22 protein-coding genes are annotated in these 25,003 nt (G+C 61.1%); 13 read left to right on the top strand and 9 right to left on the bottom strand.

Annotation, left to right across the window (positions count from 1 at the left end; all coding sequences use genetic code 11):
* Positions 1-30 precede the first annotated feature (30 nt).
* From BG457_RS18835 to BG457_RS18820, 4 genes are all read left to right on the top strand, one after another.
* Entirely contained in the window at positions 31-1,167 is a 1,137-nt protein-coding gene (locus BG457_RS18835) for an aminomethyl transferase family protein (RefSeq protein WP_071799401.1), read from the top strand.
* Positions 1,168-1,241: 74 nt separating this feature from the next.
* A complete protein-coding gene (locus tag BG457_RS18830; protein WP_071799400.1) occupies positions 1,242-1,847 on the top strand; it encodes a dimethylamine monooxygenase subunit DmmA family protein in 606 nt (201 codons plus the stop codon).
* Positions 1,844-2,809, top strand: a complete 966-nt coding sequence (locus tag BG457_RS18825; RefSeq protein WP_071799399.1) for a PDR/VanB family oxidoreductase — start codon at positions 1,844-1,846, stop codon at positions 2,807-2,809. The genes BG457_RS18830 and BG457_RS18825 overlap by 4 nt, the downstream gene beginning before the upstream one ends.
* A gap of 12 nt (positions 2,810-2,821) precedes the next feature.
* Positions 2,822-3,889: a heme-dependent oxidative N-demethylase family protein gene (locus BG457_RS18820; protein WP_071799398.1), complete on the top strand. Its 1,068-nt coding sequence runs from the start codon at positions 2,822-2,824 to the stop codon at positions 3,887-3,889.
* Position 3,890: 1 nt separating this feature from the next.
* Here the strand turns inward: BG457_RS18820 and BG457_RS18815 are convergent, their stop codons facing one another.
* Positions 3,891-4,553, bottom strand: coding sequence for a helix-turn-helix domain-containing protein (locus tag BG457_RS18815; RefSeq protein ID WP_071799397.1), 663 nt, complete (start codon positions 4,551-4,553; stop codon positions 3,891-3,893).
* Between the two features lie 134 nt (positions 4,554-4,687).
* On the opposite strand from BG457_RS18815, the gene BG457_RS18810 reads away from it, so the two are divergent.
* Positions 4,688-5,671, top strand: a complete 984-nt coding sequence (locus BG457_RS18810) for a GlxA family transcriptional regulator (RefSeq protein WP_071799410.1) — start codon at positions 4,688-4,690, stop codon at positions 5,669-5,671.
* On the opposite strand, the gene BG457_RS18805 is transcribed toward BG457_RS18810, so the two are convergent.
* The 4 genes from BG457_RS18805 to BG457_RS18790 all read right to left on the bottom strand — a co-directional run bounded on the left by BG457_RS18805 (position 5,646) and on the right by BG457_RS18790 (position 10,755).
* Positions 5,646-6,206, bottom strand: a complete 561-nt coding sequence (locus tag BG457_RS18805) for a sarcosine oxidase subunit gamma (RefSeq protein WP_071799409.1) — start codon at positions 6,204-6,206, stop codon at positions 5,646-5,648. The two genes, BG457_RS18810 and BG457_RS18805, sit on opposite strands and share 26 nt — an antisense overlap.
* Positions 6,199-9,144 (bottom strand): sarcosine oxidase subunit alpha family protein, encoded by a 2,946-nt coding sequence (locus BG457_RS18800; RefSeq protein WP_071799396.1) that lies wholly within the window; start codon positions 9,142-9,144, stop codon positions 6,199-6,201. The genes BG457_RS18805 and BG457_RS18800 overlap by 8 nt, the downstream gene beginning before the upstream one ends.
* Positions 9,141-9,428 carry a sarcosine oxidase subunit delta gene (locus BG457_RS18795; RefSeq protein ID WP_071799395.1) on the bottom strand — a complete coding sequence of 96 codons (288 nt, stop codon included), beginning with the start codon at positions 9,426-9,428 and terminating at the stop codon, positions 9,141-9,143. The genes BG457_RS18800 and BG457_RS18795 overlap by 4 nt, the downstream gene beginning before the upstream one ends.
* Positions 9,429-9,504: 76 nt before the next feature.
* Positions 9,505-10,755 (bottom strand): sarcosine oxidase subunit beta family protein, encoded by a 1,251-nt coding sequence (locus tag BG457_RS18790; protein WP_071799394.1) that lies wholly within the window; start codon positions 10,753-10,755, stop codon positions 9,505-9,507.
* A 562-nt stretch (positions 10,756-11,317) separates the two neighbouring features.
* Here BG457_RS18790 and BG457_RS18785 point away from each other — a divergent pair.
* Positions 11,318-12,688 (top strand): ammonium transporter, encoded by a 1,371-nt coding sequence (locus tag BG457_RS18785; protein ID WP_071799393.1) that lies wholly within the window; start codon positions 11,318-11,320, stop codon positions 12,686-12,688.
* Positions 12,689-12,865: 177 nt separating this feature from the next.
* Positions 12,866-13,585, top strand: coding sequence for a FadR/GntR family transcriptional regulator (locus BG457_RS18780; protein ID WP_071799392.1), 720 nt, complete (start codon positions 12,866-12,868; stop codon positions 13,583-13,585).
* 41 nt (positions 13,586-13,626) lie between these two features.
* Here the strand turns inward: BG457_RS18780 and BG457_RS18775 are convergent, their stop codons facing one another.
* The gene (locus BG457_RS18775) at positions 13,627-14,928 is read right to left on the bottom strand and encodes an ABC transporter substrate-binding protein (protein WP_071799391.1); all 1,302 of its coding nucleotides are present in this window, start codon (positions 14,926-14,928) and stop codon (positions 13,627-13,629) included.
* 168 nt (positions 14,929-15,096) lie between these two features.
* Here BG457_RS18775 and BG457_RS18770 point away from each other — a divergent pair, with 168 nt between their 5' ends.
* Positions 15,097-16,443 (top strand): NAD(P)-binding domain-containing protein, encoded by a 1,347-nt coding sequence (locus BG457_RS18770; protein WP_071799408.1) that lies wholly within the window; start codon positions 15,097-15,099, stop codon positions 16,441-16,443.
* A 42-nt stretch (positions 16,444-16,485) separates the two neighbouring features.
* Here BG457_RS18770 and nagA read toward each other — a convergent pair whose 3' ends face one another.
* The 3 genes from nagA to BG457_RS18755 are packed head-to-tail and all read right to left on the bottom strand — an operon-like array spanning position 16,486 to position 19,540.
* The gene (gene nagA / locus BG457_RS18765) at positions 16,486-17,631 is read right to left on the bottom strand and encodes an N-acetylglucosamine-6-phosphate deacetylase (RefSeq protein WP_071799390.1); all 1,146 of its coding nucleotides are present in this window, start codon (positions 17,629-17,631) and stop codon (positions 16,486-16,488) included.
* The gene (locus BG457_RS18760) at positions 17,631-18,653 is read right to left on the bottom strand and encodes an SIS domain-containing protein (RefSeq protein WP_071799389.1); all 1,023 of its coding nucleotides are present in this window, start codon (positions 18,651-18,653) and stop codon (positions 17,631-17,633) included. The genes nagA and BG457_RS18760 overlap by 1 nt, the downstream gene beginning before the upstream one ends.
* Positions 18,650-19,540, bottom strand: coding sequence for a glucosamine kinase nucleotide-binding domain-containing protein (locus tag BG457_RS18755; protein ID WP_175546838.1), 891 nt, complete (start codon positions 19,538-19,540; stop codon positions 18,650-18,652). Before BG457_RS18755 ends, BG457_RS18760 begins: the two co-directional genes overlap by 4 nt.
* Before the next feature lie 300 nt (positions 19,541-19,840).
* On the opposite strand from BG457_RS18755, the gene BG457_RS18750 reads away from it, so the two are divergent.
* Genes BG457_RS18750 through BG457_RS18730 form a run of 5 tightly spaced genes read left to right on the top strand, consistent with a single transcriptional unit; the run spans position 19,841 to position 24,975 of the window.
* Positions 19,841-21,094: an ABC transporter substrate-binding protein gene (locus BG457_RS18750; RefSeq protein WP_071799387.1), complete on the top strand. Its 1,254-nt coding sequence runs from the start codon at positions 19,841-19,843 to the stop codon at positions 21,092-21,094.
* Positions 21,095-21,154: 60 nt separating this feature from the next.
* Positions 21,155-22,087: a carbohydrate ABC transporter permease gene (locus tag BG457_RS18745; RefSeq protein WP_071799386.1), complete on the top strand. Its 933-nt coding sequence runs from the start codon at positions 21,155-21,157 to the stop codon at positions 22,085-22,087.
* A 12-nt stretch (positions 22,088-22,099) separates the two neighbouring features.
* Positions 22,100-22,936 (top strand): carbohydrate ABC transporter permease, encoded by an 837-nt coding sequence (locus BG457_RS18740; protein WP_071799385.1) that lies wholly within the window; start codon positions 22,100-22,102, stop codon positions 22,934-22,936.
* Positions 22,933-23,958, top strand: a complete 1,026-nt coding sequence (locus BG457_RS18735; protein WP_175546837.1) for a Gfo/Idh/MocA family protein — start codon at positions 22,933-22,935, stop codon at positions 23,956-23,958. Before BG457_RS18740 ends, BG457_RS18735 begins: the two co-directional genes overlap by 4 nt.
* Before the next feature lie 15 nt (positions 23,959-23,973).
* A complete protein-coding gene (locus BG457_RS18730) occupies positions 23,974-24,975 on the top strand; it encodes an ABC transporter ATP-binding protein (RefSeq protein ID WP_071799384.1) in 1,002 nt (333 codons plus the stop codon).
* Positions 24,976-25,003 lie beyond the last annotated feature (28 nt).

The following is a 25,003-nucleotide window of genomic DNA, read 5'->3' as shown; positions in this document are numbered from 1 at the left end:
ACCAAATCGGACCAAACAGGGAGAAATGAGATGACGACATCGTGGCGCTTTTCGGTTCTGGCGGACCGTCACCGGGCGATGGGCTCGGCGCTGGAGGACTGGTCGGGCATGGGCACGGCCTGGAGCTATGACAAGGATCAGGAAGAGGAATATCTGGCGATCCGCACCAAGGCCGGATTCATGGATGTGTCGGGGTTGAAAAAGGTGCATGTGATCGGACCGCATGCGTTCCATGTCATCGACCGCGCCACGACCCGTTCGGCGGACAAGATCAAGCCGGGGCGCAGCTCTTATGCCGCCATGCTGAACGATGAAGGCAAATTCATCGATGATTGCGTGATCTACCGTACTGGCCCGAACGCCTATATGGTCGTGCACGGCTCGGGGCAGGGGCATGAGCAACTGACCATGGCCGCGACGGGGCGCGATGTGGATATCCGCTTTGACGACAACCTGCATGACATCTCGCTGCAGGGGCCGCTGGCGGTGGATTTCCTTGAGGCGCAAGGCGTGCCGGGAATCCGCGAACTGCCCTATTTCGCGCATACGCAGACCACACTCTGGGACAAGCCGGTGATGATCTCGCGCACGGGCTACACGGGCGAGCGCGGCTATGAGATTTTCTGCCGCGCACAGGATGCGGTCGAAATCTGGGATGCGCTGGTCGAGAAGGGCGCGCCGATGGGGATCATTCCCACGCGGTTTACCACGCTCGATCTCTTGCGCGCGGAAAGCTACCTGCTGTTCTTCCCCTATGACAATTCCGAGAAATACCCGTTCGAGAATGAGAAATGCGGTGATACGCTCTGGGAACTGGGGCTGGATTTCACCGTTTCCAAGGGCAAGACCGGGTTCCGTGGCGCCGAAGAGCATTACCGGCTGAAGGGCAAGGAGCGCTTCAAGATCTATGGTGTGAAGCTTGAAGGCACCACGCCGGCCGAGGAGGGTGCGCCGCTGATGAAGGATGGCAAGCAGGTCGGCGTCGTCACGATCGGCATGTATTCCTCGCTCAACAAGCATAATGTCGGCATTGCCCGGATGCCGGTGGATTGCGCGGTGGATGGCGCGCCGCTGGTGGTGAAGAATTCGGATGGTGACATTCCCTGCGTCGCCCATTCCATGCCCTTCTATGACCCGGACAAGAAGCGCCGCACGGCGAAAGGTTGACCATAGTCGGGCGCGGCACCCCTGCGGGGCCGCGCCTTTTCTTTCACGACGCGACAGACGGAGCATGACCCCGGATGAGCAAGTTCGATTTCCCTCCTTCCATCACCAGCCGGCCGGTCTATGGCACGCTTGAGGCGCGAAAGGGCACCCAGCATCTGATGATCGCCGATGGCGCGGGCGCCGAGGCGCTGCTGGATCTGGCCAATGCCGCGCCGGAGCTCATGGCGCAGGCGCATGTGATCTTCATCCCGCGCGATGCGGGCGCGCTGGAGGAAAAGTTGCGCGCCGCTGGTCCCTCGATCCTGCATGTCGGGCCCAGCTACCCGGCAACCGTGCAGCGGATCCGGCGCGTACTGCAGGATACAGTGATGGGCGCTCAGGTCTATCTGGCGGGCACGGAAGGGCTGATCGGGCAGGCGATGAACGAAGCCTTGCAGGCTGGTATCCCGCTGGCGGCAATCCAGACCGAGCATCGCGGTTCAGTCGCGCGGCGGATGCAATGCGTGCATTGCAAGGGGATCACAGAGGATGTGATGACAGACCCGTTCGTGTGCAGCCATTGCGGGCTGAACCTGTTCGTGCGCGACCATTACTCGCGCAGGCTGGCGGCGTTTCAGGGGGTCTGTATCGATGCCGAAGATCCCGGCGAGGTTCCTGAACCGGTGGAGTTGTACAAATGAGCGCAGGCACGCAGAAGATCCCCGTTGTCGTGCGGGCCAAGATCAAACTGAATGATCTGGTCACGCGGTTTGAGTTCGAACATGCGGAAGGGGGCAGCCTGCCACCCTTCTCGGGCGGCGCGCATACCGTCGTTGAAATGCACGATGGCGACCGTCTGCGGTTGAATCCCTATTCACTGATGTCCGATCCGATGGATCCCAGCCATTACGCGATCTCGGTGCGCCGTGACGCTCAGGGGCGTGGCGGGTCGATCTTCCTGCATGACAAGGTGCAGGTGGGCGAGAGGATGGTGATCAGCTATCCGGTCAATCTGTTCTCGCTGGACATGACCGCGAAGAAGCATCTGATGTTCGCAGGCGGGATCGGGATCACGCCGTTCCTGTCGCAAATCCGGCAGCTTGAATATCTCTCGGGCCGGTTCGAGTTGCATTACTCGGTGCGCAATGCGGCGCTTGCCAGCTATGCTGCGGATCTGAGCACCCGCCATCCGGCGCATGTGCATGTCTATCACGACGATCAGGACCAGCGCATCCCGCTTCGTGATCTGCTGAAGGGCCAGCCGCTGGGGACGCATCTCTATGTCTGCGGGCCGCGCGGCATGATCGACTGGGTGCGTGGGACAGCCGCCGATCTGGGCTGGCCGGAAGCTGCCGTGCATTATGAGGAGTTCCTCGCTCCGCAGTCCGGCAAGCCCTTTGCAGTGGAACTCGCGACATCCGGCAAGACAGTGCAGGTGGGCGAGCATGAAAGCCTGCTGGAGGCGATCGAGCGGGCGGGCGTGGATGCGCCCTATCTGTGCCGGGGCGGGGCCTGCGGGCAATGCGAGACCCGCGTCATCCGCCATGATGGCACGATATTGCATAACGATCACTGGCTGGACGAATGCGAGCACGCCAGTGGCGAGAAAATCATGCCCTGTGTCAGCCGGTTCGAGGGCAAGACACTGGTGCTGGACCGCTAACAGGGGGATGCCATGACCATTCAGTTCAATGACGAGACCTTCCGCGACGATTTCACCTTCCGCAATTCGGAATGGGCGATCAAGCGCTTTCCCTTCCCGTTCCACGAAGACAGCTACATGTATTCGGTGAATATGGAACAGCATCGCGGCGGGCCTGCCGGATCGGTCTTCGAGAAGCGCTTCGATGTGGACGAGCATTATATCTCGGAAATGCGCGACCGGGCGCTGGTGCTGGCCGATGACCCGCTGCGCTGCCAGTCATTGCCGCATATGACACTGGCGGGCTGGGATCTGCTTGAGCTGATCATGGTCAGCAAATCCGAGGATTACCCGGATCTGTTCGAGCTGCACCGCAATGGCAACCAGTGGCGCTGGATCAACAAGCCCCTGGGCATTGATGACAGCTTCACCTTCATGGATGAAGCGAGCCTTCCCTATGGGCCGATGGAATATATCACTCGTCAGGCGCAGGGTGATTATGCTGTTCTGGACCAGCGCGAGAATAATCTGTGGATGGATGCGGGCATGGTCACGACGCAGGCCGACTGGTCGCTGGATTTCGATATCGGGATGAATTTCTTCGAATGGCACGCGCCGGTGCCGCTGGCGCATGAAATGGGCGTGTTCAAACGGGCGCTGAAATTCCTGCTGAACATTCAGCAAGGCAGCCCCGCGCGGCGTCTGAACTGGACGATGACGGTCAACCCGCTGCTGGATACCAGCCCCGAGAATTATCACAAATGGGGCGCGCAGAAGACGACACTCACGCCCGAGAATATCGGTCGCAAGCAACATCTGCGGGTCGAGTTGCAGACTTTCTACCGCTTGCCACGCTCAAACGCGCTGGTTTTTCCGATCCGCTGCTACCTGATCGCGTTGGAAGATCTGGTGACCGTGCCGAAATGGGGCCGCCGCTTGCATCGCGTGATCCGCGACCTGCCCGAGGAACTGGCGACCTACAAGGGCTTTATCCGTAACCGTCCCATGATCCTCGACTACCTGGCACAATATGACGACGGGAAACCCACCTCACCCGGCATCTGGCCCGACCTGGACACAGAGCCGCCACTGGAAAGATAGGTCAGGTGTTTTGCGGGTAGCAGATAATCGACAGATACCGGGCCGGAAGTTTCTCCAGGACTTCCGGCCCGTGCGGCGCGTCAGCATCGAAGAACAACGTGTCGCCGGGGCGCAGATGGTAGAGGTTATTGCTGTGGCGGTAGCGAAGTTCGCCTTCCAGCATGTAGATCGTCTCGATTCCGCCGTGCTGGAAGGTGGGGAAAATATCCGATTCGGTGCTCAGAGTAATCAGATAGGGCTCGACCATGACACCGCTTGCGTTGGCACCAATATGGCCCAGCAGGTTATACTGATGCCCCGCCCGCGTGCCCGCGCGTTCAATCTCGACACCTTCGCCCGCGCGGGTGTGCACAGCCTCGCGATGCTCTTCAAAGCCGCGAAAAAAGGATGTCAGCGGCACACTCAGCGCGTGGGCCAGCGTCTGAAGGGTCGTCAGCGAGGGCGAGGTATTGCCATTCTCGATCTTGGACAGCATCCCGATGGACAGGCCGGTGCGTGCTGCAAGTTCCGCAACAGTGATGTCTTTCTGTCGACGAAAGGCGCGCACCTCGCGTCCGATAGCCACTTCCAGCACATTCTCGCGCTCTTCGCGCAGGCGGTGCGGATCCTGGCTGAGCCGTGCGGTGCGGTCCTTCGTATCGGCTTGCTTGATCGCCTGTGGCATGGTCACTCCATCAATCTGAATGTCGAATATCCCGCAAAGGTAGGGAGGGGCGCAGAATGTTTCACGAGAGTATAGATTGCAGTACCGCAAATGAAAATATCCATCTGGGAATCCTGATCTTTCCGGGATTTCCCATGGCTTGTCTGACCTCGATGATTGAACCCTTGCGGGCCGCGAATGAGATTTCGGGCGAGACCGCCTTTCGATGGACGCTGATCTCGGAGCATGGTGCGCCTGTGGACAGCAGCGCGATGGTGCGGTTTCATCCCTCTGCCGATCTTGGGGCGGCGCGGGATGTGGACTATCTGATCGTGCTCAGCCCGCCCGATGCGCGCTTTGAAAACCCGCGCGCGGGTTTCGGGGCGCTGCGCGCGCTGGAGCGTCACGGTGCCATCCTTGGCGGTGTCAGCGGGGGCGTGTTCCTGTTGGCGCGGGCGGGGGTGATGGAAGGACATGTGACGTCGGTACATTGGTGCTATGCGGCGGCCTTCGCCGACGAATTTCCGCACCATGCGACAACGGATGAGGTGATCATGCCCGACCGTCGGCGCGTGACCGTGGCGGGCGCAGCTGCGGCCTTCGATCTGGCGTTGATGATGATCGATAAGCGCCTTGGGGCCGATGTGATGACTGAGGTCGCCTGCTGGTTCCAGCATCCGCTGGTGCGCGGCGAAGGGGTGCGCCAGAAAATCCCCGCGCCACGGGTGGCCGTTACGGCGGATATGCTGCCCGATCCTTTGGCGCGGGCGGTGCAGCTCATGTCGGAGAATCTGGAAGACCCGATCTGCATTGCAGATATCTGCGATCAGATCGGGATTTCACCGCGCCATCTGGAGCGGCTGTTCAAGAAACTGACCGGGAAAAGCCCGCTGATCTATTACCGCAACATGCGACTTGCTGCCGCCCGACAACTGGTGATGTATTCCAACCGTTCGATGCGCGAGATTGCCGAGGCGATTGGCTATTCCAGCGCCAGCCCCTTCCGCGCGCGCTATGCCGAGAATTACGGGCTGACGCCGGAAGAGGACCGGCGCAAGATCAACATGTTCCGGGTGCGCGAGAATGCGCCGCTGCCATCGAGCGCCGCGCCGGTCAGAACACCGATCTCGCAGCCGTAATCAGCGCGTGATGCAGGGTTTGCGCCGAGGAGCGCGGGCCATAGAGAGTGATGCTGTCTTCGTGGCGGATCACATAGCAGCCAAGATGTTCGATCACGCTGCGACGCGCATGGCCCGCTTGCATCGCGCCCATGTCCAGATTGCACAGCCGTTCCATCAGGCGTGGCAAGTCCCGCCCGGTCAGTTCAAACCGCACCCATGCGCCGGTCTGGTCCGTCACGCTGGCAGTATCGGCGCAGGCTGCCTTCACTTGCTGGGCAAGGTCGGGATGCGTGGCATAGGGGGCCTCGAACATCCAGATATGCGGGCCGATCCAGAAGGCCGACAGAACCGGCCCGCTGGCCTGAGCCGCGACGCCGGGCGCTGGCGTGCCGAGCAACTTGCGCAGCGCAGTCTGGCAGGTCGCTTCCTGTCCCAGACGCGCGGCGACGGATGCGAGCGCCCAGTCCGGGGCCTCGGTAATGCGGATGGGACCGATCGTGTCGGTACGCGGTTCTGATGCGCCAAGCGCAGTCATGGGGGCCAGATCATGCACGGAGGCGGTCTCCTTCCGGATCAACAAAATGGGCAGAGACAATCTCGATCTCGACATCCTCGCCCGTAAGAGGGCTGGCAGCGCGCAGGGTTTCCCCCATCCGAGCCTGCCCGTTTTTCAGGAAGCCGATGGCGATATAGCTTTCAAGCGTCGGCGAATAGCAGGCCGAGGTGACATAACCCAGATCATTCGCAACGATCATTTTAGCGCCTTTTTCCAGCAGATGCGCGCCCGCCGGAATGCGGGATTGCGGGTTCTTGGGGCGGAAGCCCACAAGCTTCAGCGCGTCGGCCGTGCTCAGCCCTTCGCGGCGGGACAGGACGGCGCCGATACTGTCTTTCTTCTCGCTGACCATGCGCCCCATGCCGAGATTGAGCGCGGTGGTCTGGCCGTTCAGCTCGTTGCCCGCGGCATGACCCTTCTCGATGCGCATGACGCCAAGGGCTTCAGTGCCATAGGGGGTCACGTCAAATTCGGCCCCTTCCGCCATGATGCGCCGGATCAGGGCATCGCCGTAGCGGGTGGGCACTGCGAGTTCATAGGCGAGTTCGCCCGAAAACGAGATGCGGAACAGCCGTGCCGGGCAGCCATTGCAGACGGTGATTTCCGCGCAGGCCATGAAGGGGAAAGCATCATTCGAGATGTCGAAAGCCGGGTCGACGATCTTTTGCAACAGTTTGCGGGCGTTCGGGCCAGCAATGGCATATTGCGCCCAGGCCTCGGTCGTCGAGATGAGTTGCACATCCATGTCCGGCCAGAGGCATTGGCGGGCAAATTCCATGTGGCGATAGACCGGGACGGCATTGGCGGTGGTGGTGGTGACGACGAAATGATCCTCGGCCAGTCGCGCGGCGGTGCCATCGTCAAAGGCGATCCCGTCCTCTCTAAGCATCAGACCATAGCGTACGCGGCCTACAGGCAGCTTGGCGAAAGCGTTGCAATAACTCCGGTTGAGGAATTCGGCGGCGTCCGTGCCCTGCACGTCGATCTTGCCCAATGTCGTCACGTCGCAGACGCCGACCGAGGCACGGGTGGCGCTTACTTCGCGGTCCACGCTTTCGCGCCATGTCGTTTCGCCTTTGCGCGGGAACCACTGGGCGCGTAGCCACATGCCCACCTCGACAAAGACCGCGCCCTGTTCCTTGGCCCAGTGATGGCTGGGCGTCAGACGGGTGGGGCGGAAATCCTGCCCGGTCGAGCGGCCTGCGAGCACGCCCATGGCGACCGGTGTATAGGGCGGGCGGAACATGGTGGTGCCGGTCTGGGCGATGCTCTGGCCGGTCAGTTCGGCCATGATCGCAAGACCGCCCATATTCGAGGTCTTGCCCTGATCGGTCGCCATGCCCAGCGTCGTGTAGCGCTTCAGATGCTCGACCGAACGGAAGCCTTCCTGATGGGCGAGTTTCACATCCTTGACGGTCACATCATTCTGGAAATCCAGCCAGGCGCGTTTGTCGCTCTTCACATGCCAGAAGGGGGTGATGCGGGTGGGCGCGTCCTCGGCCTGTGGCAGATCGGGTTTAGTCGCTGTGATGCCAAGATCAGTCAGCGCCTGCGCGGCTTTCTCGGCCCCGCCTGCAAGGGTGGCATGGGTGCTGAACTGCCCTCCGGCCGCGCCCGCCACGATCATGCCCTGCGGCAGATCGCCTGCTGGGACGAAGGCAGCGATGCGCTCTTCCCAGGCGGGCCGCCCGCGCTGGTGGCAGGTCAGCGAGACATTGGGGTTCCAGCCGCCCGAGACCCCGAGCGCACCGCAGGCGAGTTTGCGGGTCTGGCCATTGGCGAGTTTGACCGTGACCCCGGTCAGACCGAGCCGCCCGGATGTGTCGATCACCTGCGCGCCTGCGAGAAGCTCTGTGCCAGCGGCTTTGGGGGCGTCGGGCCGGGTGTCGATCAGGGCCGCAACCTTCACCCCCTTGGCGATCAGGTCGGCGGCGGTGCGATGGCCGTCATCATTGTTGGTGAACACGGCGACGGTTTCGGCGGGTGACACCGCCCAGCGGTTGACATAGGCGCGCAAGGCGCTGGCGGTCATGATGCCGGGGCGGTCATTATTGGCGAAAGCAATCGGGCGTTCCAGCGCCCCCGCGCAGAGCAGCGTGCGTCTGGTGTAGATGCGCCAGAGGGTCTGGCGGGGTTTGCCAGTCTGCGGGACGGGCAGATGGTCCGAGACACGCTCGACCGCGCCATAGATGCCGTGGTCAAAGGCGCCGAACACGGTTGTGCGCGGCATCAGGCGGACATTGGGCAGGCTGACCAGTTCCGCCACAATCTGCGCGGCCCAGTCGCTGCCCGCCATTTCGCTGATGGCATAGCTCTCGGCATTCAGGCGCCCGCCCATGCGGAAATCCTCATCCGCGAGGATGACCCGTGCGCCAGCGCGCCCGGCGGTGAGTGCCGCCATCAGACCGGAAGGGCCAGCGCCGATGATCAGCAGGTCGCAATGCAGGAAACCCTTGTCATATGGGTCGGGGTCGGGCTGGGTGGTAATTGACCCCAGACCAGCCGCACGGCGGATGATCGGCTCATAGAGCTTTTCCCAAAACGCAGCGGGCCACATGAAGGTCTTGTAGTAGAAACCGGCCGTCAGGAAGTTTGACAGCTTGTCATTGATCGCGAGTGCGTCAAACCGCAAGCTTGGCCATGCGTTCTGGGGCGCGGCATGCAACCCGTCGAACAGCTCCACCACGGTGGCGCGGGTATTGGGTTCCTGTCGCCCGCCGCTGCGCAATTCGACCAGCGCATTGGGCTCATCACTGCCCGCAGTCAGCACCCCGCGCGGGCGGTGATATTTGAAGGAGCGCCCCATCAGCCGGACGCCATTGGCGAGAAGGGCAGAGGCGAGCGTGTCGCCGGGATGGCCCTTGTAATGTTTGCCGTCGAACCGAAAGCTCAGTTTCGTGTCACGGTCAATCTGGCCGCCTGCCTTGAGCCTCATCTGCTGCGCCCCATGCTGCGCGCGACATCGCGCGCGAGTTCTACCGATATGATGTCATGCGTGACGGTGTTGCGGGTGACGACCAGCCAGGAACGATCGCCCTGTTCGTGAAACCACAATTCGCGATGCTCGCCCGCCGGATTGTCGCGCAGATAGGCATAGTCGTAAAAGGCGGGGCCGGACCCCTCGGCCATGCCATCGGGGCGGTCGATCAGGCGGGCATCGCCCTTATAGGTGAATTCCTGCGCATCACAGGGGCCGAGAAGGGGATGGTTGATGATCATGGCTGCTCTCGCAAGCGCTGCGCCGGGATGCGGCGGGGTGTTTGAGTATTTTTGGCAAGATGAAACATTGGCGCGCTCAGTGCAGATTGGGCTGCGCGCCCATGCCTTTTTCGTCGATCATATAGCCGCGCTCAAACCGGTCGAAGCGGTAGGCGGTGGCGGTCGGGTGCGGGGTGCCGGTTGCCAGCAGATGCGCGAAGCACCAGCCCGAGGCAGGCGTCGCCTTGAATCCGCCATAGCACCAGCCACCATTGAAATAGAGCCCGTCCACATGGGTGCGGTCGATGATGGGCGAGCCGTCCATGCTCATATCCATGATCCCGCCCCAGACGCGCAGCAGGCGCACGCGGCCAAGCCCAGGGAAGAGGGCCATGCCGCCTTCGGCGACATCTTCGATCACCGGCAGGTTGCCGCGCTGGGCGTAGGAGTTGTAGCCGTCAATGTCGCCGCCGAAGACCAACCCGCCCTTGTCGGACTGGCTGCAATAGAAGTGGCCTGCGCCGAAAGTGATGACGCCGGGCAGGACGGGTTTGAGCCCTTCGGAGACAAAAGCCTGCAGGACATGGGATTCGATGGGCAGGCGCATCCCCGCTTTCGCCATGACGCGCGACGAGCTGCCTGCGACCGCAACACCGACCTTGCCCGCACCGATAAAGCCGCGCGAGGTCTCGACGCCGAGACATTTGCCATGCTCGATACGGAAGCCAGTGACTTCGCAATTCTGGAGGATATCGACCCCGCGGCTATCGGCCCCGCGCGCATAGCCCCAGGCGACGGCATCATGGCGGACGGTCCCGCCGCGACGCTGGGCGAGGCCGCCCTTGATCGGGAAACGCGCATCGTCGAAGTTCAGGAACGGGTATTCGCGGCGCACCTGCTCGGCGCTGAGCAGTTCGGCATCGGCACCATTGAGGATCATGGCATTGCCGCGCCGGGTGAACGCGTCGCGCTGGGCGTCGGTATGGATCAGGTTCAGGATACCGCGCTGGCTGACCATGGCGTTATAGTTGAAATCCTGCTCCAGCCCTTCCCAAAGCTTGAGCGAGAACTCGTAGAAGGGTTCGTTGCCATCCAGCAGGTAATTCGAGCGGATGATGGTCGTGTTTCGCCCGACATTGCCCCCGCCGATCCAGCCCTTCTCGATCACGGCAATCCGGTGCTGGCGGAATTCCTTGGCCAGATAATAGGCCGTGGCCAGTCCATGACCGCCCCCGCCCACGATCACGATGTCATAATGCGGCTGGGGGGCCGGTTCGCGCCAGGCGGGAGTCCAGCCCCTATGGCCGGTCAGGGCCTCTTTGAGAACGCGAAAGCCGGAATAGCGCATGACATGCCTCTTGGTTACAGCCCAGTCCTAGCGTGTTGTGGCGCCGATCTTGCGCTGAAAACTGACAGACTCGCTTTCAGATGCGACTCGGCGCAAAATGATGCTGCGCGCGCCACGATAATCTGTCGATTGGTGTTGGCGGGCAAGCGTCAGAAAAATATACCGGAATATTTACGCAGCATGCCTTCGAAGTTGCTCGGTCGGGGCCGGATTGCTGGCCCATTTGCGGCATGGGTGCCGGTGTACCTTGAAAAGGAATGATTCGCCCTGGATGCGCCTTTTTCGGGATGTTGAGGGCTGGCGCAGCTTGAGGGTGGAACCAGTTAGGTCCAATTTGCACCAAATTTGCTCATAAAATCAATCCGAAAGAAAAATATATTCCCCAAGTTAAATTTATCTTTTGTGAAATCGCGAGTTTGAGGCAGTCTTTGTCTGTGCGGCGCCCTGACGCAGCGGGTTCCGGACCAAAGAGAAGACCAGTTCCGACGTATTGGTTGCAAATGCGCCGGTGCCGGCCAAGGGCAAACACCGCCCGCATACCACCTCACAACAGGAGAGGGACATGTCACTTAACCTTGCGACCGTTCAGGCTGATCAGGTCAGTCTGAGCTCACTTGTACAAAACCTTGTCTATGCCTCTGGCACGGTCGGCGCGATCATGGTCGTGGTCGGGCTGCTGATGATCGATGCCGGCACAACCCGCAGCAAGAACCTGCTGACCTCGACCATCGAAAAGCTGATGGGCTTCTTCATCGGCTTCGCCGTCTACTTCCTGATCGGCTTCGCATTATGGGCCGCGCAATATTACATCATCGAAGATGCCACCTTGGGCGACTCGATCGCTGACTGGTGGCTTGGCGGTGGAATGGTCAATGCGCGCGCGCATGAAGTGCCCGGCGATGTATTTCCGGGGCTGAACAATTTTCAGATATTCGTGTTCTTCCTGGCCTGCTTTGCAGGGATCATCAATGTGCTGCTGCATTTCGCCGTGGCAGAGCGCATCAAGGCTGCGGCCTATTTCATTCTATGCGCCGCCGCGACACTGGTTTCCTCTGCGCTGAGCTGGGCCACATGGGGATCGGTCGGGCCGCTGACCAATCCGGGGTTCCACGACTTCTTCGGCGTGGGGTTCGTCTATCTGTTCCCCGCGGGCATGGCGCTGGTTCTGGTGCCGAAGCTGGGCGCCCGGCCGGGCATGTTCGCGCCGCACCCCAAGGTGCCCAGCTACAATGCGCCCAGCATCGGACTGGCGGCGACGGGGCTCATGACGATTTTCGCAGGGCTGCCCATGGTCATCCTGTCCTGCCTGTTTTTCTTCGACCCCGAAGCGCTGGCCGTGTCGGTGACCATGGCGAATACCTCGGTCGGGATCGCCTTCAACAATTACGGGCTGGCCTGGGCCGGTGGCGCGCTTTCCGGGCTGATGATCGCCTACAAGACGCGCAACTATGCCTATACGCTGCTGGGTCCGCTTGCGGGCTATGTTGCAGGCGCGTCGGGTTTCGACGTTTACCTGCCCTGGCAGATGTTCATTGTGTCGCTGGGTGCGCCTTTCGTCGCCTGGGCTGTCTATGAGTTCACGCTCAAGCGCGGGATCGACGAGCACAAGCTGTTTCCCCTGTTCCTTGGTGCTGGCACTTATGGGCTGATCATGCTGGGCCTTTTCAAGGCGGGTACACCGCGCGGCGGGTATCTGGGTATCGAGGAAGGGGCCTATGCGTTTCAGCATGGCCAGATCGGGATCGTGATGCAGATCGTCGGCACGCTGGCTTGCATCGCTGCAGGGGCCATCACGGCGCTGGTCGTGGGCTTCATTCTGGAGAAGACGATCGGCTTGCGCGTCAGCGCGGATGAACAGGCCGAGGGCTTGGACGGGAAGAACTGGGATGTGACGCATGACGGCGATGCCATCGTCCTGAAGCCCGCCGAGTAGGCTGAACCGCTGTCGCCCTGGCGGAACTGCCGGGGTGACAGCGTGCCATCAAAGCCCGCTGGCGTTTTTCGCTGGCACTCATTATGTGAGGATACAGGACATAAGTTGAGTATCGCGCGCCCCTTGTGCAGACCCGTGGCGCAAGAGAACCAGGGTGAAACCAGAGTGGGATTGCGCATGGCCAGCAGACCGGATGCAGAGCTGATCTCGGGCTATAATGTTGGCGGGACGGTGCAAGTGGTCATTGATACGCTTTTTGCCAAGATCAAGGCCGAAGAATATCCTGCCGATACGCGGCTTCCCAGCGAACGGTCTCTGGCCGCCGATCTGGGCGTGTCGCGCAACACCGTCCGCGAGGCGCTGGATGTGCTGGAGTCGCATGCCATCATCCGTCGCCGCGCCGGCAGCGGCAGTTTTGTGATCTGGCGTGCTAGTGCGGCGCCGGACAATCAGCCCGACAGCGTGGCCGAGCGCACCAGTCCGCTGGATCATCTGGTGGTGCGCAGCATCATCGAGCCTGAGATGGTGCGCCTTGCCACGATCAATATGAGCCCGCGCGAGCTGGATGAACTGGATGAGATCGTGTCGCGCATTGAGGCGGTGCGGACAGATGTGTCGGAATTTGTGAACTGTGAGGAAGATCTGTATCGCAAGATTGCGAAGGGCACGCGCAATCCGCTGCTGGAATCCTGTTATGAGCTGACAATAGCGGTCTGCCGTCAGAGTTTCCGCACCGCGCTGATGCGACGGCATCTGACCCCGGACCGGATTGCGGAGTATCAGAAACGCTACAACACATTGTTCAACGCCATCGCGTCGCGGGATGTGGAAGCGGCGGTCGAGTTTATCAAACTGCACCTGATCGAGGAACAGAAGCTGCTGCTGCACGAGAACTGAGTGCACTCTGCTCCCTGTAAGGTGCGTGCTCAGCACGCACCTTACAGGACAAGCCCGCGCGCCGAGGTCGGGGTGTTGTTGGTGTTGCGTCCGAATCTCTGGTGCCAAATCTGGCCGAGGTCTGACATTTCTTCGATCAGCAGCGATTCGTGTTGTGCCAGCCAGTCCGGGATGGATTCGAAGCTGACGACCTGAGCCTTGCCCTCGGTGATCCGAACAACGGGCCAGTCCCCGACCAAGGCATTGTCGATCCCGAAAAGGCTTTCGCCCCACCATTGTGCAGGTCCGAAGGCGTGGCTGACGCTTCCCATCTGCTTCATCGCCGCCATCACGGATGCCGCCCCCAGGGCACCGACCTTTTCGACTGCCGCATGCCAGATATCGAGAATCGCGGCATATTCCCAACTCACTGCACTCCATGTTCCGGGAAAGCGCCGCTGATACTCAGAATAGAACAGGCTGGGCTGATTGAAGAAGAAGGCCTTTTCCGTCAAGGCCGGATCATCGAAATCGGGGAATTGGAATACGGTTCCTTCCATGAAATCAGGCGAGGTGCGCGCGATCAGCCGGTCATACTGGTCCATCGTGCAGGACAGGATCGTGCCCCGGAAGCCCTGTAGATGGGCGTATTCGGTCATTGCATGGACCAACGGCGTGTAGCTCGTACACCAGCACAGCACATCGGGGTTTGCGGCAAGCATCGGGTCCACGATGGCCGCCACATCGGTCTGATCCGGAGGATACTGCACTTCTGCGGCAAGCGCCAATTCGGCTGCGCGCAGGGCCGCGCGATAGGTGGCAAGCGATGGCAGGCCGAAAGAATCCCGCTGGCTGCATAATGCGATTCGTTTCAGGTCGGGCCGTGTGCGTGCGAGCCATGCAACCGCAGTGACATTATAGACCGGGTGCACTTCGGATGGGGCGATCAGGGTGCGCATGTCAGGCGACAGGTCAGTAGGCAGCAGGGTCGAGGCCAGCACCTTATGGGCATTCAGAAACTCCCGCAGCGGCGCGCTGGTGTCGCCCCCGAGCATCATCAGGAGCGCGACCTTGTCCGAGAGCACGAGTTTGCGCGCGGCCTCCAGCACCTGATCGGGTGTGGAGCCCGAGTCTTCGGCAATGATGCGCACCGGATAGCGCCGACCTGCAATCAATGCGCCTCCGGCGGTGTTGAGCCAATCCTCCCATATGCGGCATCCGTTCAGCCCTGGTTCCCCCCAGGAGGCCGCCGGCCCGCTGAGCGGCACCAGCATGCCAATCGTGATCTCTTGTGACATGCCCACGCGATAGCTGGGCAAGAGGCTGCGCATGGCGATCCGATGGGCGAAACTGGGCTCGTTCATGGGTCTGGTCTAGCACGGGAAGCGGGCAGTGCGAGAGCAGATTTTAGGCCTGCAGATGAAATTTGGTTTCCTTTGGTGAAAATTGGTTGACAGATTGGTCCTTATTGGCGCAGTTTTGGTTCAGATAGAATGCATAATTGGTTCAAACCTGCCAACATGGAGCGCTACATGTCCCAGAAACGAATAGCCATTATCGGTGCCGGTCCTTCGGGGCTCGCGCAAATGCGCGCCTTTCAATCCGCCGCGGCCAAGGGCGAGGCAATCCCCGAGATCGTTTGCTTCGAGAAGCAGAGCGACTGGGGCGGGCTGTGGAACTACACCTGGCGCACGGGGCTGGATGAGAACGGCGAGCCGGTGCATTGCTCGATGTACCGCTATCTCTGGTCCAATGGACCCAAGGAAGGGCTGGAATTTGCCGATTATTCCTTCGAGGAGCATTTCGGCAAGCAGATCGCGTCCTATCCGCCGCGCGCCGTGTTGTTCGACTATATCGAGGGGCGCGTGAAGAAAGCCGGGGTGCGTGACTGGATCCGCTTCAGCTCACCCGTGCGCTGGATCGAGTATGATGAGGATACTGGCCTGTTCACCGTGACTGTGCATGACCATGAGAAGGATCATGTCTATTCCGAGACCTTCGACCATGTGATTGTGGCCTCGGGTCATTTCTCGGTCCCGAATGTCCCGCACTATCCGGGTTTTGAAACCTTCAACGGTCGCTTGCTGCATGCTCATGATTTCCGCGATGCGCGCGAATTTGCTGGCAAGGAGATTCTGGTGATGGGCGCATCCTATTCCGCAGAGGATATTGGCTCGCAATGCTGGAAATACGGGGCGAAGTCGATCACCTCATGCTACCGGTCAGCGCCGATGGGGTTCAAATGGCCTGATAACTGGGAAGAAAAACCAGCGCTTGAGCGGGTCGAGGGCAATACCGCTTATTTCGTCGACGGCAGTTCGAAACATGTGGATGCGATCATCCTGTGCACGGGCTACAAGCATTTTTTCAACTTCCTGCCTGATGATCTGCGCCTGAGAACCGCGAACCGGCTGGCCACGGCGGACCTGTATAAGGGCGTGGTCTGGGTACATAATCCCAAGCTCTTCTACCTCGGGATGCAGGACCAGTGGTTCACTTTCAACATGTTCGACGCGCAGGCCTGGTGGGTGAGGGACGCGATCATGGGCAAGATCGAAATCCCAGCGGACAAGGACACGTTGCTCGCCGATGTCACCGAGCGCGTCGCGCGGGAAGATGCCGGTGAGGACACGAAATATGCCATCCAGTATCAGGCCGATTACGTCAAGGAACTGGTGGCGGAAACCGACTACCCGTCGTTTGACATCGAAGGTGCGTCGGAAGCCTTCTTTGAATGGAAGAAGCACAAGGCCAAGGACATCATGGCGTTCCGCGACAACAGCTATCGCTCTGTCATCACCGGCAGCATGGCGCCGGTGCATCATACGCCGTGGAGAGACGCGCTTGATGACAGTATGGAGAGCTATCTGAGAAGCTAGAAAATGGGTTGGCTCTCTTGGATAAGCACCAAGAGAGCCTTCTTATTCAGATGCGAGGGCGCCAGAGCGGCAGGTAGCCGTTAGTTCCAGGTCGGGTGTAAGGACAACAAAATCCGCACGCGCCCCCGGTGTCATCCTTCCCCGGTCCTGTGCATGGATAATATCGGCGGGGATGCGACTGGCCATCGCCAGGGCGCGCGTAGTGTCAACCCCCAGTCCAACCAGATGGCGCACCGATTGCGGTAGCGAGATATCCGCACCCGCCAATGTCCCATCCTCAAGCGTCAGGCGATTCTGCCGCCGTAGGATGCGCCGCCCGTTCAGGGTGAACTGGTCCGCACTGCTGCCAGCAACTGCCATGGCGTCACTGACGAGAAACAGCGTATCGGCGGATTTCATCGCGAGTGCCACCTGCAGGCATTCCGGCGCAACATGGACGCCATCCGCGATGATCCCGGCCACAAACGGCGTTGTCAGCGCCGCGCCGACCAGTCCGGGAGAGCGGTTCGCCAATGCGCCCATTGCGTTATAGAGATGCGTGACGCAGCGCGCCCCGGCGGCATGGGCGGCCCGCGCCTGTTCGGCCGAGCAGTCGCTATGGCCAAGACTGACGATCACCCCGGCGCGGGACAACGCTGCGATCTGGTCAAGCGTCGCTGATTCGGGGGCCAGCGTGACCAGAAGCGCGGGCAATTTCTGCGCGGCGGCGCAGAGCAGGTCGAGGTCGCTTTCGGTCATGGGCCGCAGGAATGCTGGATCATGCGCCCCCTTGCGTGCCGGGTCGAGATGCGGGCCTTCGAGATGCAGACCGGCGAAGCCGGGCAGGTTCTGGCGCGCGGCGGCAATTCCGGCCTCGATCACCCGGCGCGTGGTCTCGGGCGTGTCACTGATCAATGTCGGCAGGATGGCGGTTGCACCAAGACGCATATGCGCCGCACAGATCCGCGCGAGTTGCGCGGTATCCGTGTCCGGCCCGACCATCACACCATCGCCACCATTGACCTGCAGATCGACAAATCCGGGGGCAAGGATGCCCGCGCCGAAATCCGTGACCTCCGCGCCGCCCGGCGGGATCCCGCCCTCCAGGTGCAAAGCGGCAATCTCGCCGTTTGCCGTCACGCTGACCGCAGCGTTGCGATGCAGGGCCCAGCCGTCAAAGACATGGGCCGCTTTGAACACTCGGATCATCAGACTGTCTCGGTAATCTTGCGCAGATGGCGTGGTGTGTCGGGTTGCAGCCCACGGCGTCGGGCCAAGGCCTCGATGAAGGCATAGAAGGACACCACACGCAACAGCGGGTCGATCAGCGGGTGTAGCGGTGGTGCGACCGGGAGTTCGATCACCCCGGGCACCGGTGCGGTTGCAAAGACATCGGCCCCTTGCGCCTTCAGACGTTGGGTCGTCGCCGAGAATCCTTCTTGCGCGGCATCCTCGCAGATCAGGCCCAGCACCGGAAAGCCGCGCTCGACCAGTGCCGCCGGACCGTGCATCACTTCGGCGGCGGAATAGGCTTCGGCATGAATAGCCGATGTTTCCTTGAATTTCAGCGCGACCTCACTGGCGATGGCATAGCCTGCGCCGCGCCCAAGAACATAGAGCGCGGGCGCGCGCACCAGCCTGTCGGACAGGGCAGACCAGTCACATTCCAGAGCGTTTTCGCAGGCATCGGGCAGCGCGCTCAGCGCCTTCGCAAGGGCCTGATCGTCGCGCCAGGTGGCCAGCAACGCAAGTCCCGCCACGACGGATGTAACGAAGCTCTTGGTGGCCGCGACGCTACGTTCCGGTCCGCAATGCAGGGGCAGGCAATGATTGCTTTCGCGGGCAAGATCACTCTCGGGATTGTTGGTCAGCGCAACTGCAATCGCGCCAGAGGAGCGCGCCGAGCGGGTCATGGCCACGATATCCGGACTTTGGCCGGATTGAGAGATCGACAGTGACATGGTGCGCGGCAGGCGCAGCGGCGTGGCATAGACCGAGGCAATGGATGGCCCGACCGAGGCCACCGGGATCCCGGTCACGATTTCGCAGGCGTATTTGAAGTAGCTCGCCGCATGATCGGATGATCCGCGCGCGACCGTGATCACAAGCTGCGGGTCGAAGGCGCGCAGGGTTTCGGCCAGAGCGGCCTGTGCCTCGGCGTTATTGCTCAGGCAGGCCGCGACGCTTGCCGGAATCTCTGCGATTTCCTGAGCCATGAAGGTCTGGGTCATGCGGGCAAATCCTCTGTTCTGGCGCATTGACGCGCTGTCCATATCGCGCCATCCAGCGCTGTTCCCTTCGGGGTGGTTCGGCGCAGTTTTGCACCTCCATGCCCTGTGATCCGGTCGAGCAGGGCTGATCCCAGCCCACCAAGTGGGGCTACCGGCATATCGGTGTCCCCCTCTTGCAGCCGCGTGATCGCAGCCAGCAGATAGGCGCATCCTTCGTCGAGAATCGATCCCGCCACCGGGCAATGTTGTCGGTCATGGTGAAGCACAAGCGGCGCGAGAGCCGCGTAATCCGACGGTTTTGCGCGCCCGGCGAAGCTGATCATATCCGCGAGCGTGGCGTGTTTGTGCCAGATATCGGCAACCAGCGGGCCGTCGGGGCCAAGCCTGTCGCGCGCATGAAGCGCGCGGCGCAATGCCTCGCGGCCAATCCATGCGCCGCTGCCCTCGTCGCCGAGGGTGAAACCGTAGCCACCAAGGCGCAGCATCTGACCAGAGCGCTGGCGCGCAAGGACTGAACCGGTGCCGACGGCCATCACGATTCCATCCTGATCCTCGAAAGCCCCGGCAAGCGAGATGTCTATGTCACCCAGAATTGTCAATTGCGCGTAGGGGAGTGCGTTGCGCAAGCGTGTGGTGGCCCCGGATTCGCTGACCCCCGCGAGACCGATCGCGATTTGCGGCGGTGCAAATATGACCCCCGGTGCCAGCGCGCGGGCTTGTTCCAATGCTGCGGCAAGAAGCGCTGATATTTCATTCAGTGCCGAGGGAAAGTCACTGAAAACATTGGCGGCGCCGCCAGTCAGGATCTCGGTGTACGGGCCGCAACCCAGTTGCGCCTGCGCCCTGCAGGCCGTGCCGCCGCCATCCAGTCCAACAAATATCTGCATCAGTATCTCCTCGCGCTCATAATACCAAAGCGATACCAAATGAAAAGTGGTTTTGAGTGGTATTGGCGAAAATCTGAGTTGGAATCTGGCCTGAATGCAGCTGAACATCGTACATTTATCCCATGATATATAACAAGTTATTCCTTCTTTGTCACCTTTACGGATCGGTTCGTTGGGCGATGGGAGAAATTTCTCTGGACAAATGGTATTAATTTGGTTCTACTGATGTGCGGGGAGGCACTGGCGGAAACGGGATCGCGAGTCCGGCATGGTGCCCCTGCTGCAACAAGGAGGACTGCCATGACGATCCGTAAGACCCTGTCCCTGACAACAGCTTTTGCGCTCTGTGCAACGGGGGTGTTCGCGCAGGATGTGACACTGACCATCGAAAGCTGGCGGAATGACGATATCACGATCTGGCGCAACCAGATCATTCCGGCATTCGAGGCTGCCCATCCCGGCATCAGGCTGGATTTTCAGCCAACCGCGCCCGCGCAATATAATTCCGCGCTGAACTCGAAGCTTGATGCGGGCACCGCAGGCGATATCGTCACCTGCCGCGCCTTTGATGCGTCGCTGCAGCTTTTCGAGCGTGGGCAGCTCTCGGACCTGACGGATTTGCCGGGCATGGCCAATTACTCGGATGTCGCGAAATCGGCATGGTCTACGGATGATGGCAGCCAGACCTTCTGCGTACCGCTGGCCTCGGTGATCCACGGCTTCATCTACAATGTCGATATCTTCAACGAGCTTGGGCTTGAAGTGCCTGCGACCGAAGACGAGTTCTTCGCCGTTCTGGATGCGATCCAGGAAGAGGGCAGCTATATCCCGATGGCCATGGGCATCAACGACCAGTGGGAAGCCGCCACGATGGGTTTTGCCAATATCGGGGTGAACTTCTGGCGCGGTGAGGAGGGGCGCGCGGCGCTCATCGCCGGGGAAAGCCGCCTGACCGATGAGGAATGGGTCGCTCCGTTCCGTCAACTCGCGCGCTGGTCGCAGTATCTTGGTCGCGGGTATGAGTCGCAAAGCTACCCTGACAGTCAGAACCTGTTCACGCTCGGTCGTGCTGCGATCTATCCTTCGGGTTCATGGGAAATCGCAGGCTTCCGCGAGCAGGCCGATTTCGAGATGGGCGCCTTCCCGCCGCCTGTCCCCGCCGGGACCGAGGGGTGCTACATCTCGGATCACACCGATATGGGGATCGGCCTGAATGCCGCGTCGCCCAATCAGGAGGCCGGGCGCATCTTCCTCGACTGGCTGACGGGTGCTGAAGCTTCGACGCTTTTCGCTAATGCGATCCCCGGTTTCTTCCCGCTCTCTTCGGCCGAGGTGACGCTTGATGATCCGTTGGCAGAAGAATTCCTGAGCTGGCGCGGACAGTGCGAGAGCACGATCCGTCCCTTCCACCAGATCGTTTCGCGCGGCACGCCGAACCTGTCGAACGAGAGCTGGACTGCCTCTGCAAATGTGATGCGCGGAACATGGACTCCCGAAGAAGCGGGCGAGGCTTTGCAGGCGGGTCTGTCCTCCTGGTATGCGCCGCATCAGTAAGCGCGAACTCTGGCTCCGGACCTGATCCGGGGCCATGCCCCCATGCAATCGGAGGTTCCCATGTCCCGGTCCCGCGCAACGCGGCGCCCGATCCGCTGGCATATCGCCGTGTTTCTGGCCCCTGCTCTCATTGTCTATACGGCGATCATGATCATCCCGCTCTTCGGCACGCTGAACCTGTCGCTGTTCACGCGCGGCCAAGGGAATACGCGGGAATTCGTGGGGCTGGCGAATTTCGTGACACTGTTCACCGATCCGCGCTGGTCGGGGGCCTTCTGGAACGCGACATGGAACAATCTGTGGTTCTTCATTATTCATATGCTGGTGCAGAACCCGATCGGCATCGCGCTGGCCGCGATCCTGTCTTCACCCCGGCTGCGGTTTGCTGCCTTCTACCGCACAGCGATCTTCATTCCCGCAATCCTGAGTTTCGTGATTGTGGGTTTTGTCTGGCGACTGATCCTGTCGCCACTCTGGGGGGTCGCGCCGAACATGATGGATGCAATTGGCCTGGGAAACTGGTTCGCGCCATGGCTGGGGCAGGAAAGCTCGGCGCTGACGACGCTGGCGCTGATCTCTGTCTGGCAATTCGTCGGCATTCCGATGATGCTGATCTATGCGGCCCTGCTGTCGATCCCGGACGAGGTGCTGGAGGCCGCCGAGATGGACGGGATCACGGGGGCCAGCCAGTTCTGGAAGATCAAGCTGCCGCTGATCCTGCCCACGATCGGGATCATCTCGATCCTGACCTTTGTCGGCAATTTCAACGCTTTCGATCTGATCTATGTGGCGCAGGGCGCATTGGCGGGCCCGAACTACTCGACCGATATTCTGGGCAGCTTCCTGTTCCGCACCTTCTTCGGTTTCCAGCTGCAACTGGGTGATCCGCATATGGGCGCGACTGTGGCAACGGTGATGTTCTTCATCATCCTGGCCGGTGTGTCGCTTTACCTGTTCGGCATCCAGACGCGGCTGCGCCGCTACCAATTCTGAGGGGGCAAGATCATGTCAGCACGCGCCAATATCCTGCGCTCTTCCGCCGCCCATGCGATCCTGATCGCCTACACGATCCTCGCGCTCTATCCGGTCTTTCTGATCGTCATCAATTCGATGAAATCGCGCCGGGCGATCTTTAATGATCCGCTTGCGCTGCCCACGCGCCAGAGCTTTGATCTGGTGGGCTTTCAGACGGTGCTGGAGCAGGGCAATTTCCTGCTCTATTTCCAGAACTCGCTGATCGTCACCGTGGCCTCGCTTTTCTTCGCGCTTCTGTTCGGGGCCATGGCGGCCTTTGCACTGGCCGAATACCGCTTTCGCGGCAATCTGCTGATGGGGCTCTATCTGGCGCTTGGCATCATGATCCCGATCCGGCTGGGCACTGTCGCCATTCTGGAAATGATGGTCGCGGCCAATCTGGTCAACACGCATTGGGCGCTGATCCTGGTTTACACGGCCAATGGCCTGCCGCTGGCGGTGTTCATCCTGTCGGAATTCATGCGGCAGGTGTCGGATGATCTGAAAAACGCCGCGCGCATCGACGGGTTGAGCGAATATCGCATCTTCTTCACCATCGCGCTGCCGCTGGTCCGACCCGCGCTGGCCACGGTCGCGGTGTTCACCATGATCCCGATCTGGAACGACCTGTGGTTCCCGCTGATCCTCGCGCCGGGTGAAAGCACCAAGACCCTGACGCTGGGCAGCCAGATCTTCCTTGGCCAGTATGTGACCAACTGGAACGCGGTCCTTGCGGCTCTGACACTCGCGATCTTTCCGGTGGTGGTGCTCTATCTGATCTTCTCGCGCCAGCTTATTCGCGGCATCACGCGGGGGGCGGTGAAATGATCCGGGTTCTGGTGGTGGGGCTTGGGCAGATGGGGCAGAGCCATGCTTTGGCCTATCAGGCCCGCCCCGAGTTCGATCTGGTGGGGCTGGTAAACCGCTCGGATGTTGCCTTGCCCGAGGCATTGGCGCATCTGCCCGTCGAGCAGGATTTCGACGCGGCGCTGGCGCGGCACAAGCCCGATATGGTTGCGGTTGCGACCTATTCCGACAGCCATGCCGCGCTGGCGATCAAGGCCATGGACGCGGGCGCGCATGTCTTTGTGGAGAAGCCGCTGGCAACCACTGTGGCCGATTGCGAGGCCGTGGCCGAGGCTGCCAAGCGCACGGGCCGCAAACTGATGGTTGGCCATATCCTGCGCCATCACCCTACCTGGGTGGCGCTGATCGAGGCGGCGCGCGACCTGCAAGGGCCGTATGTGTTCCGGCTGAATCTGAACCAGCGTTCCACCGGTCCGGCATGGGAAATCCACAAGGCGCTGATGCGATCCACCGCACCCATTGTCGATTGCGGCGTGCATTATGTCGATGTGATGTGCCAGATCACCGATGCGGCACCTGTGGAAGTGCGCGGCATGGGCTTGCGCCTGTCGGATGAGATTGCGCCGGACATGTATAATTACGGCCATTTTCAGGTGCTCTTCGCCGATGGCTCTTGTGGCTGGTACGAGGCAGGTTGGGGGCCGATGATGTCCGAGACCGCCCATTTCGTGAAGGATATCGTCTCGCCGGGCGGTGCGGTCAGTTTGCGGGCGCCGCAGGGGATCGGCTCTGCTGATGTCGAGGGACACACCGCGGCGGATCATCTGATCGTGGCCCCGATCGGGCAGGGCGAGAGTGTGCGAAGCTTCGCGGACAGCCCCGGCCATCAGGGTCTGTGTGACCGTCAGGCGGCCGCAATGGCACAGGCCATCAGCGAAGATCAGGATTTGAGCCGCCATGTGGCCGATGCTGTGCGGTCGGTCGCGGTGTGTCTGGCGGCAGATCAAAGCGTGCGCACAGGTCAGCCTGTGCGTCTTGGGTAAGGGAGGGGAAACCTCATGGGAAATCTGACACTGAACAAGGTTTGCAAGTCTTTCGGCCCGGTCGATGTGATCCGCGATGTGGATCTGGAGGTGAAGGACGGCGAGTTCTGCGTCTTCGTCGGCCCCTCGGGCTGCGGGAAATCAACGCTGCTGCGCATGATCGCCGGGCTGGAGGATATCACCTCGGGCGATGTCTGCATCGACGCAGCGGTGGTGAACACGGTGCCGCCCTCCAAGCGCGAAATCGCGATGGTATTCCAGTCCTATGCGCTCTACCCGCATCTGAATGTGCGGGACAATATGGGGCTGGGGCTGAAACAGGCCGGGCAACCGCGCGCCGAGATTGCCGAGAAAGTCGATCGCGCCGCGAAAATGCTGGATCTGGAGAAATACCTGACCCGCCGCCCCGGTGAATTGTCCGGTGGGCAGCGCCAGCGCGTCGCCATTGGCCGCGCTATTGTGCGCAAGCCAAAGCTTTTTCTCTTCGATGAACCGTTGTCGAACCTTGACGCCGCGCTGCGTGTCCAGACCCGGATCGAGATCGCCAATCTGCACCGCGAACTGGGCGCGACCATGATCTATGTGACCCATGATCAGGTCGAGGCGATGACGCTCGCCGACCGGATCGTGGTGCTGCGCGACGGGCGGATCGAACAGGTCGGCGCACCGATGGAGCTCTATAACAACCCCGCCAATGAATTCGTCGCAGGTTTCATCGGCTCACCGAAGATGAATTTCCTCAATGCCCCTGCGCTGGGTCAGCCGGGCAGGTCGCTTGGTATCCGCCCTGAACATCTGACGCTTTCGCGCGACGGTGGGCTGATCGAGGGGCGGGTGAGCCATGTCGAGCATCTTGGCGGCGAGACGCTGATCTATCTGCGTGCCGACCCGCATGGGCTGATCACGGTGCGGTTGTTCGGGGAACACGCAGCCTCGGTCGATGACCGTGCTTTCGTGACCCCTGACATGGCGCGTGCATTTCATTTCGGGGATGACGGGTTGCGAATGGCCGCGTGACTTTCCCGGCAATCCGAGCTTAAGGACT

Source organism: Natronohydrobacter thiooxidans (assembly GCF_001884735.1).
In the GTDB taxonomy this organism is placed as follows: Bacteria; Pseudomonadota; Alphaproteobacteria; order Rhodobacterales; family Rhodobacteraceae; genus Roseinatronobacter; species Roseinatronobacter thiooxidans_A.
This window is presented reverse-complemented; position numbering and strand designations above follow the sequence as displayed.

Coding starts and splice junctions, on each gene's coding strand:
- BG457_RS18825 (WP_071799399.1), top strand. CDS start 1,844: ATGAGCGCAGGCACGCAGAAGATCCCCGTTGTCGTGCGGGCCAAGATC.
- BG457_RS18745 (WP_071799386.1), top strand. CDS start 21,155: ATGTCCCGGTCCCGCGCAACGCGGCGCCCGATCCGCTGGCATATCGCC.
- BG457_RS18790 (WP_071799394.1), bottom strand. CDS start 10,755: ATGCGCTATTCCGGCTTTCGCGTTCTCAAAGAGGCCCTGACCGGCCAT.
- BG457_RS18785 (WP_071799393.1), top strand. CDS start 11,318: ATGTCACTTAACCTTGCGACCGTTCAGGCTGATCAGGTCAGTCTGAGC.
- BG457_RS18730 (WP_071799384.1), top strand. CDS start 23,974: ATGGGAAATCTGACACTGAACAAGGTTTGCAAGTCTTTCGGCCCGGTC.
- BG457_RS18800 (WP_071799396.1), bottom strand. CDS start 9,144: ATGAGGCTCAAGGCAGGCGGCCAGATTGACCGTGACACGAAACTGAGC.
- BG457_RS18780 (WP_071799392.1), top strand. CDS start 12,866: ATGGCCAGCAGACCGGATGCAGAGCTGATCTCGGGCTATAATGTTGGC.
- BG457_RS18760 (WP_071799389.1), bottom strand. CDS start 18,653: ATGACCCAGACCTTCATGGCTCAGGAAATCGCAGAGATTCCGGCAAGC.
- BG457_RS18735 (WP_175546837.1), top strand. CDS start 22,933: ATGATCCGGGTTCTGGTGGTGGGGCTTGGGCAGATGGGGCAGAGCCAT.
- BG457_RS18775 (WP_071799391.1), bottom strand. CDS start 14,928: ATGAACGAGCCCAGTTTCGCCCATCGGATCGCCATGCGCAGCCTCTTG.
- BG457_RS18830 (WP_071799400.1), top strand. CDS start 1,242: ATGAGCAAGTTCGATTTCCCTCCTTCCATCACCAGCCGGCCGGTCTAT.
- BG457_RS18795 (WP_071799395.1), bottom strand. CDS start 9,428: ATGATCATCAACCATCCCCTTCTCGGCCCCTGTGATGCGCAGGAATTC.
- BG457_RS18755 (WP_175546838.1), bottom strand. CDS start 19,540: ATGCAGATATTTGTTGGACTGGATGGCGGCGGCACGGCCTGCAGGGCG.
- BG457_RS18820 (WP_071799398.1), top strand. CDS start 2,822: ATGACCATTCAGTTCAATGACGAGACCTTCCGCGACGATTTCACCTTC.
- nagA (WP_071799390.1), bottom strand. CDS start 17,631: ATGATCCGAGTGTTCAAAGCGGCCCATGTCTTTGACGGCTGGGCCCTG.
- BG457_RS18770 (WP_071799408.1), top strand. CDS start 15,097: ATGTCCCAGAAACGAATAGCCATTATCGGTGCCGGTCCTTCGGGGCTC.
- BG457_RS18740 (WP_071799385.1), top strand. CDS start 22,100: ATGTCAGCACGCGCCAATATCCTGCGCTCTTCCGCCGCCCATGCGATC.
- BG457_RS18810 (WP_071799410.1), top strand. CDS start 4,688: ATGGCTTGTCTGACCTCGATGATTGAACCCTTGCGGGCCGCGAATGAG.
- BG457_RS18815 (WP_071799397.1), bottom strand. CDS start 4,553: ATGCCACAGGCGATCAAGCAAGCCGATACGAAGGACCGCACCGCACGG.
- BG457_RS18835 (WP_071799401.1), top strand. CDS start 31: ATGACGACATCGTGGCGCTTTTCGGTTCTGGCGGACCGTCACCGGGCG.
- BG457_RS18750 (WP_071799387.1), top strand. CDS start 19,841: ATGACGATCCGTAAGACCCTGTCCCTGACAACAGCTTTTGCGCTCTGT.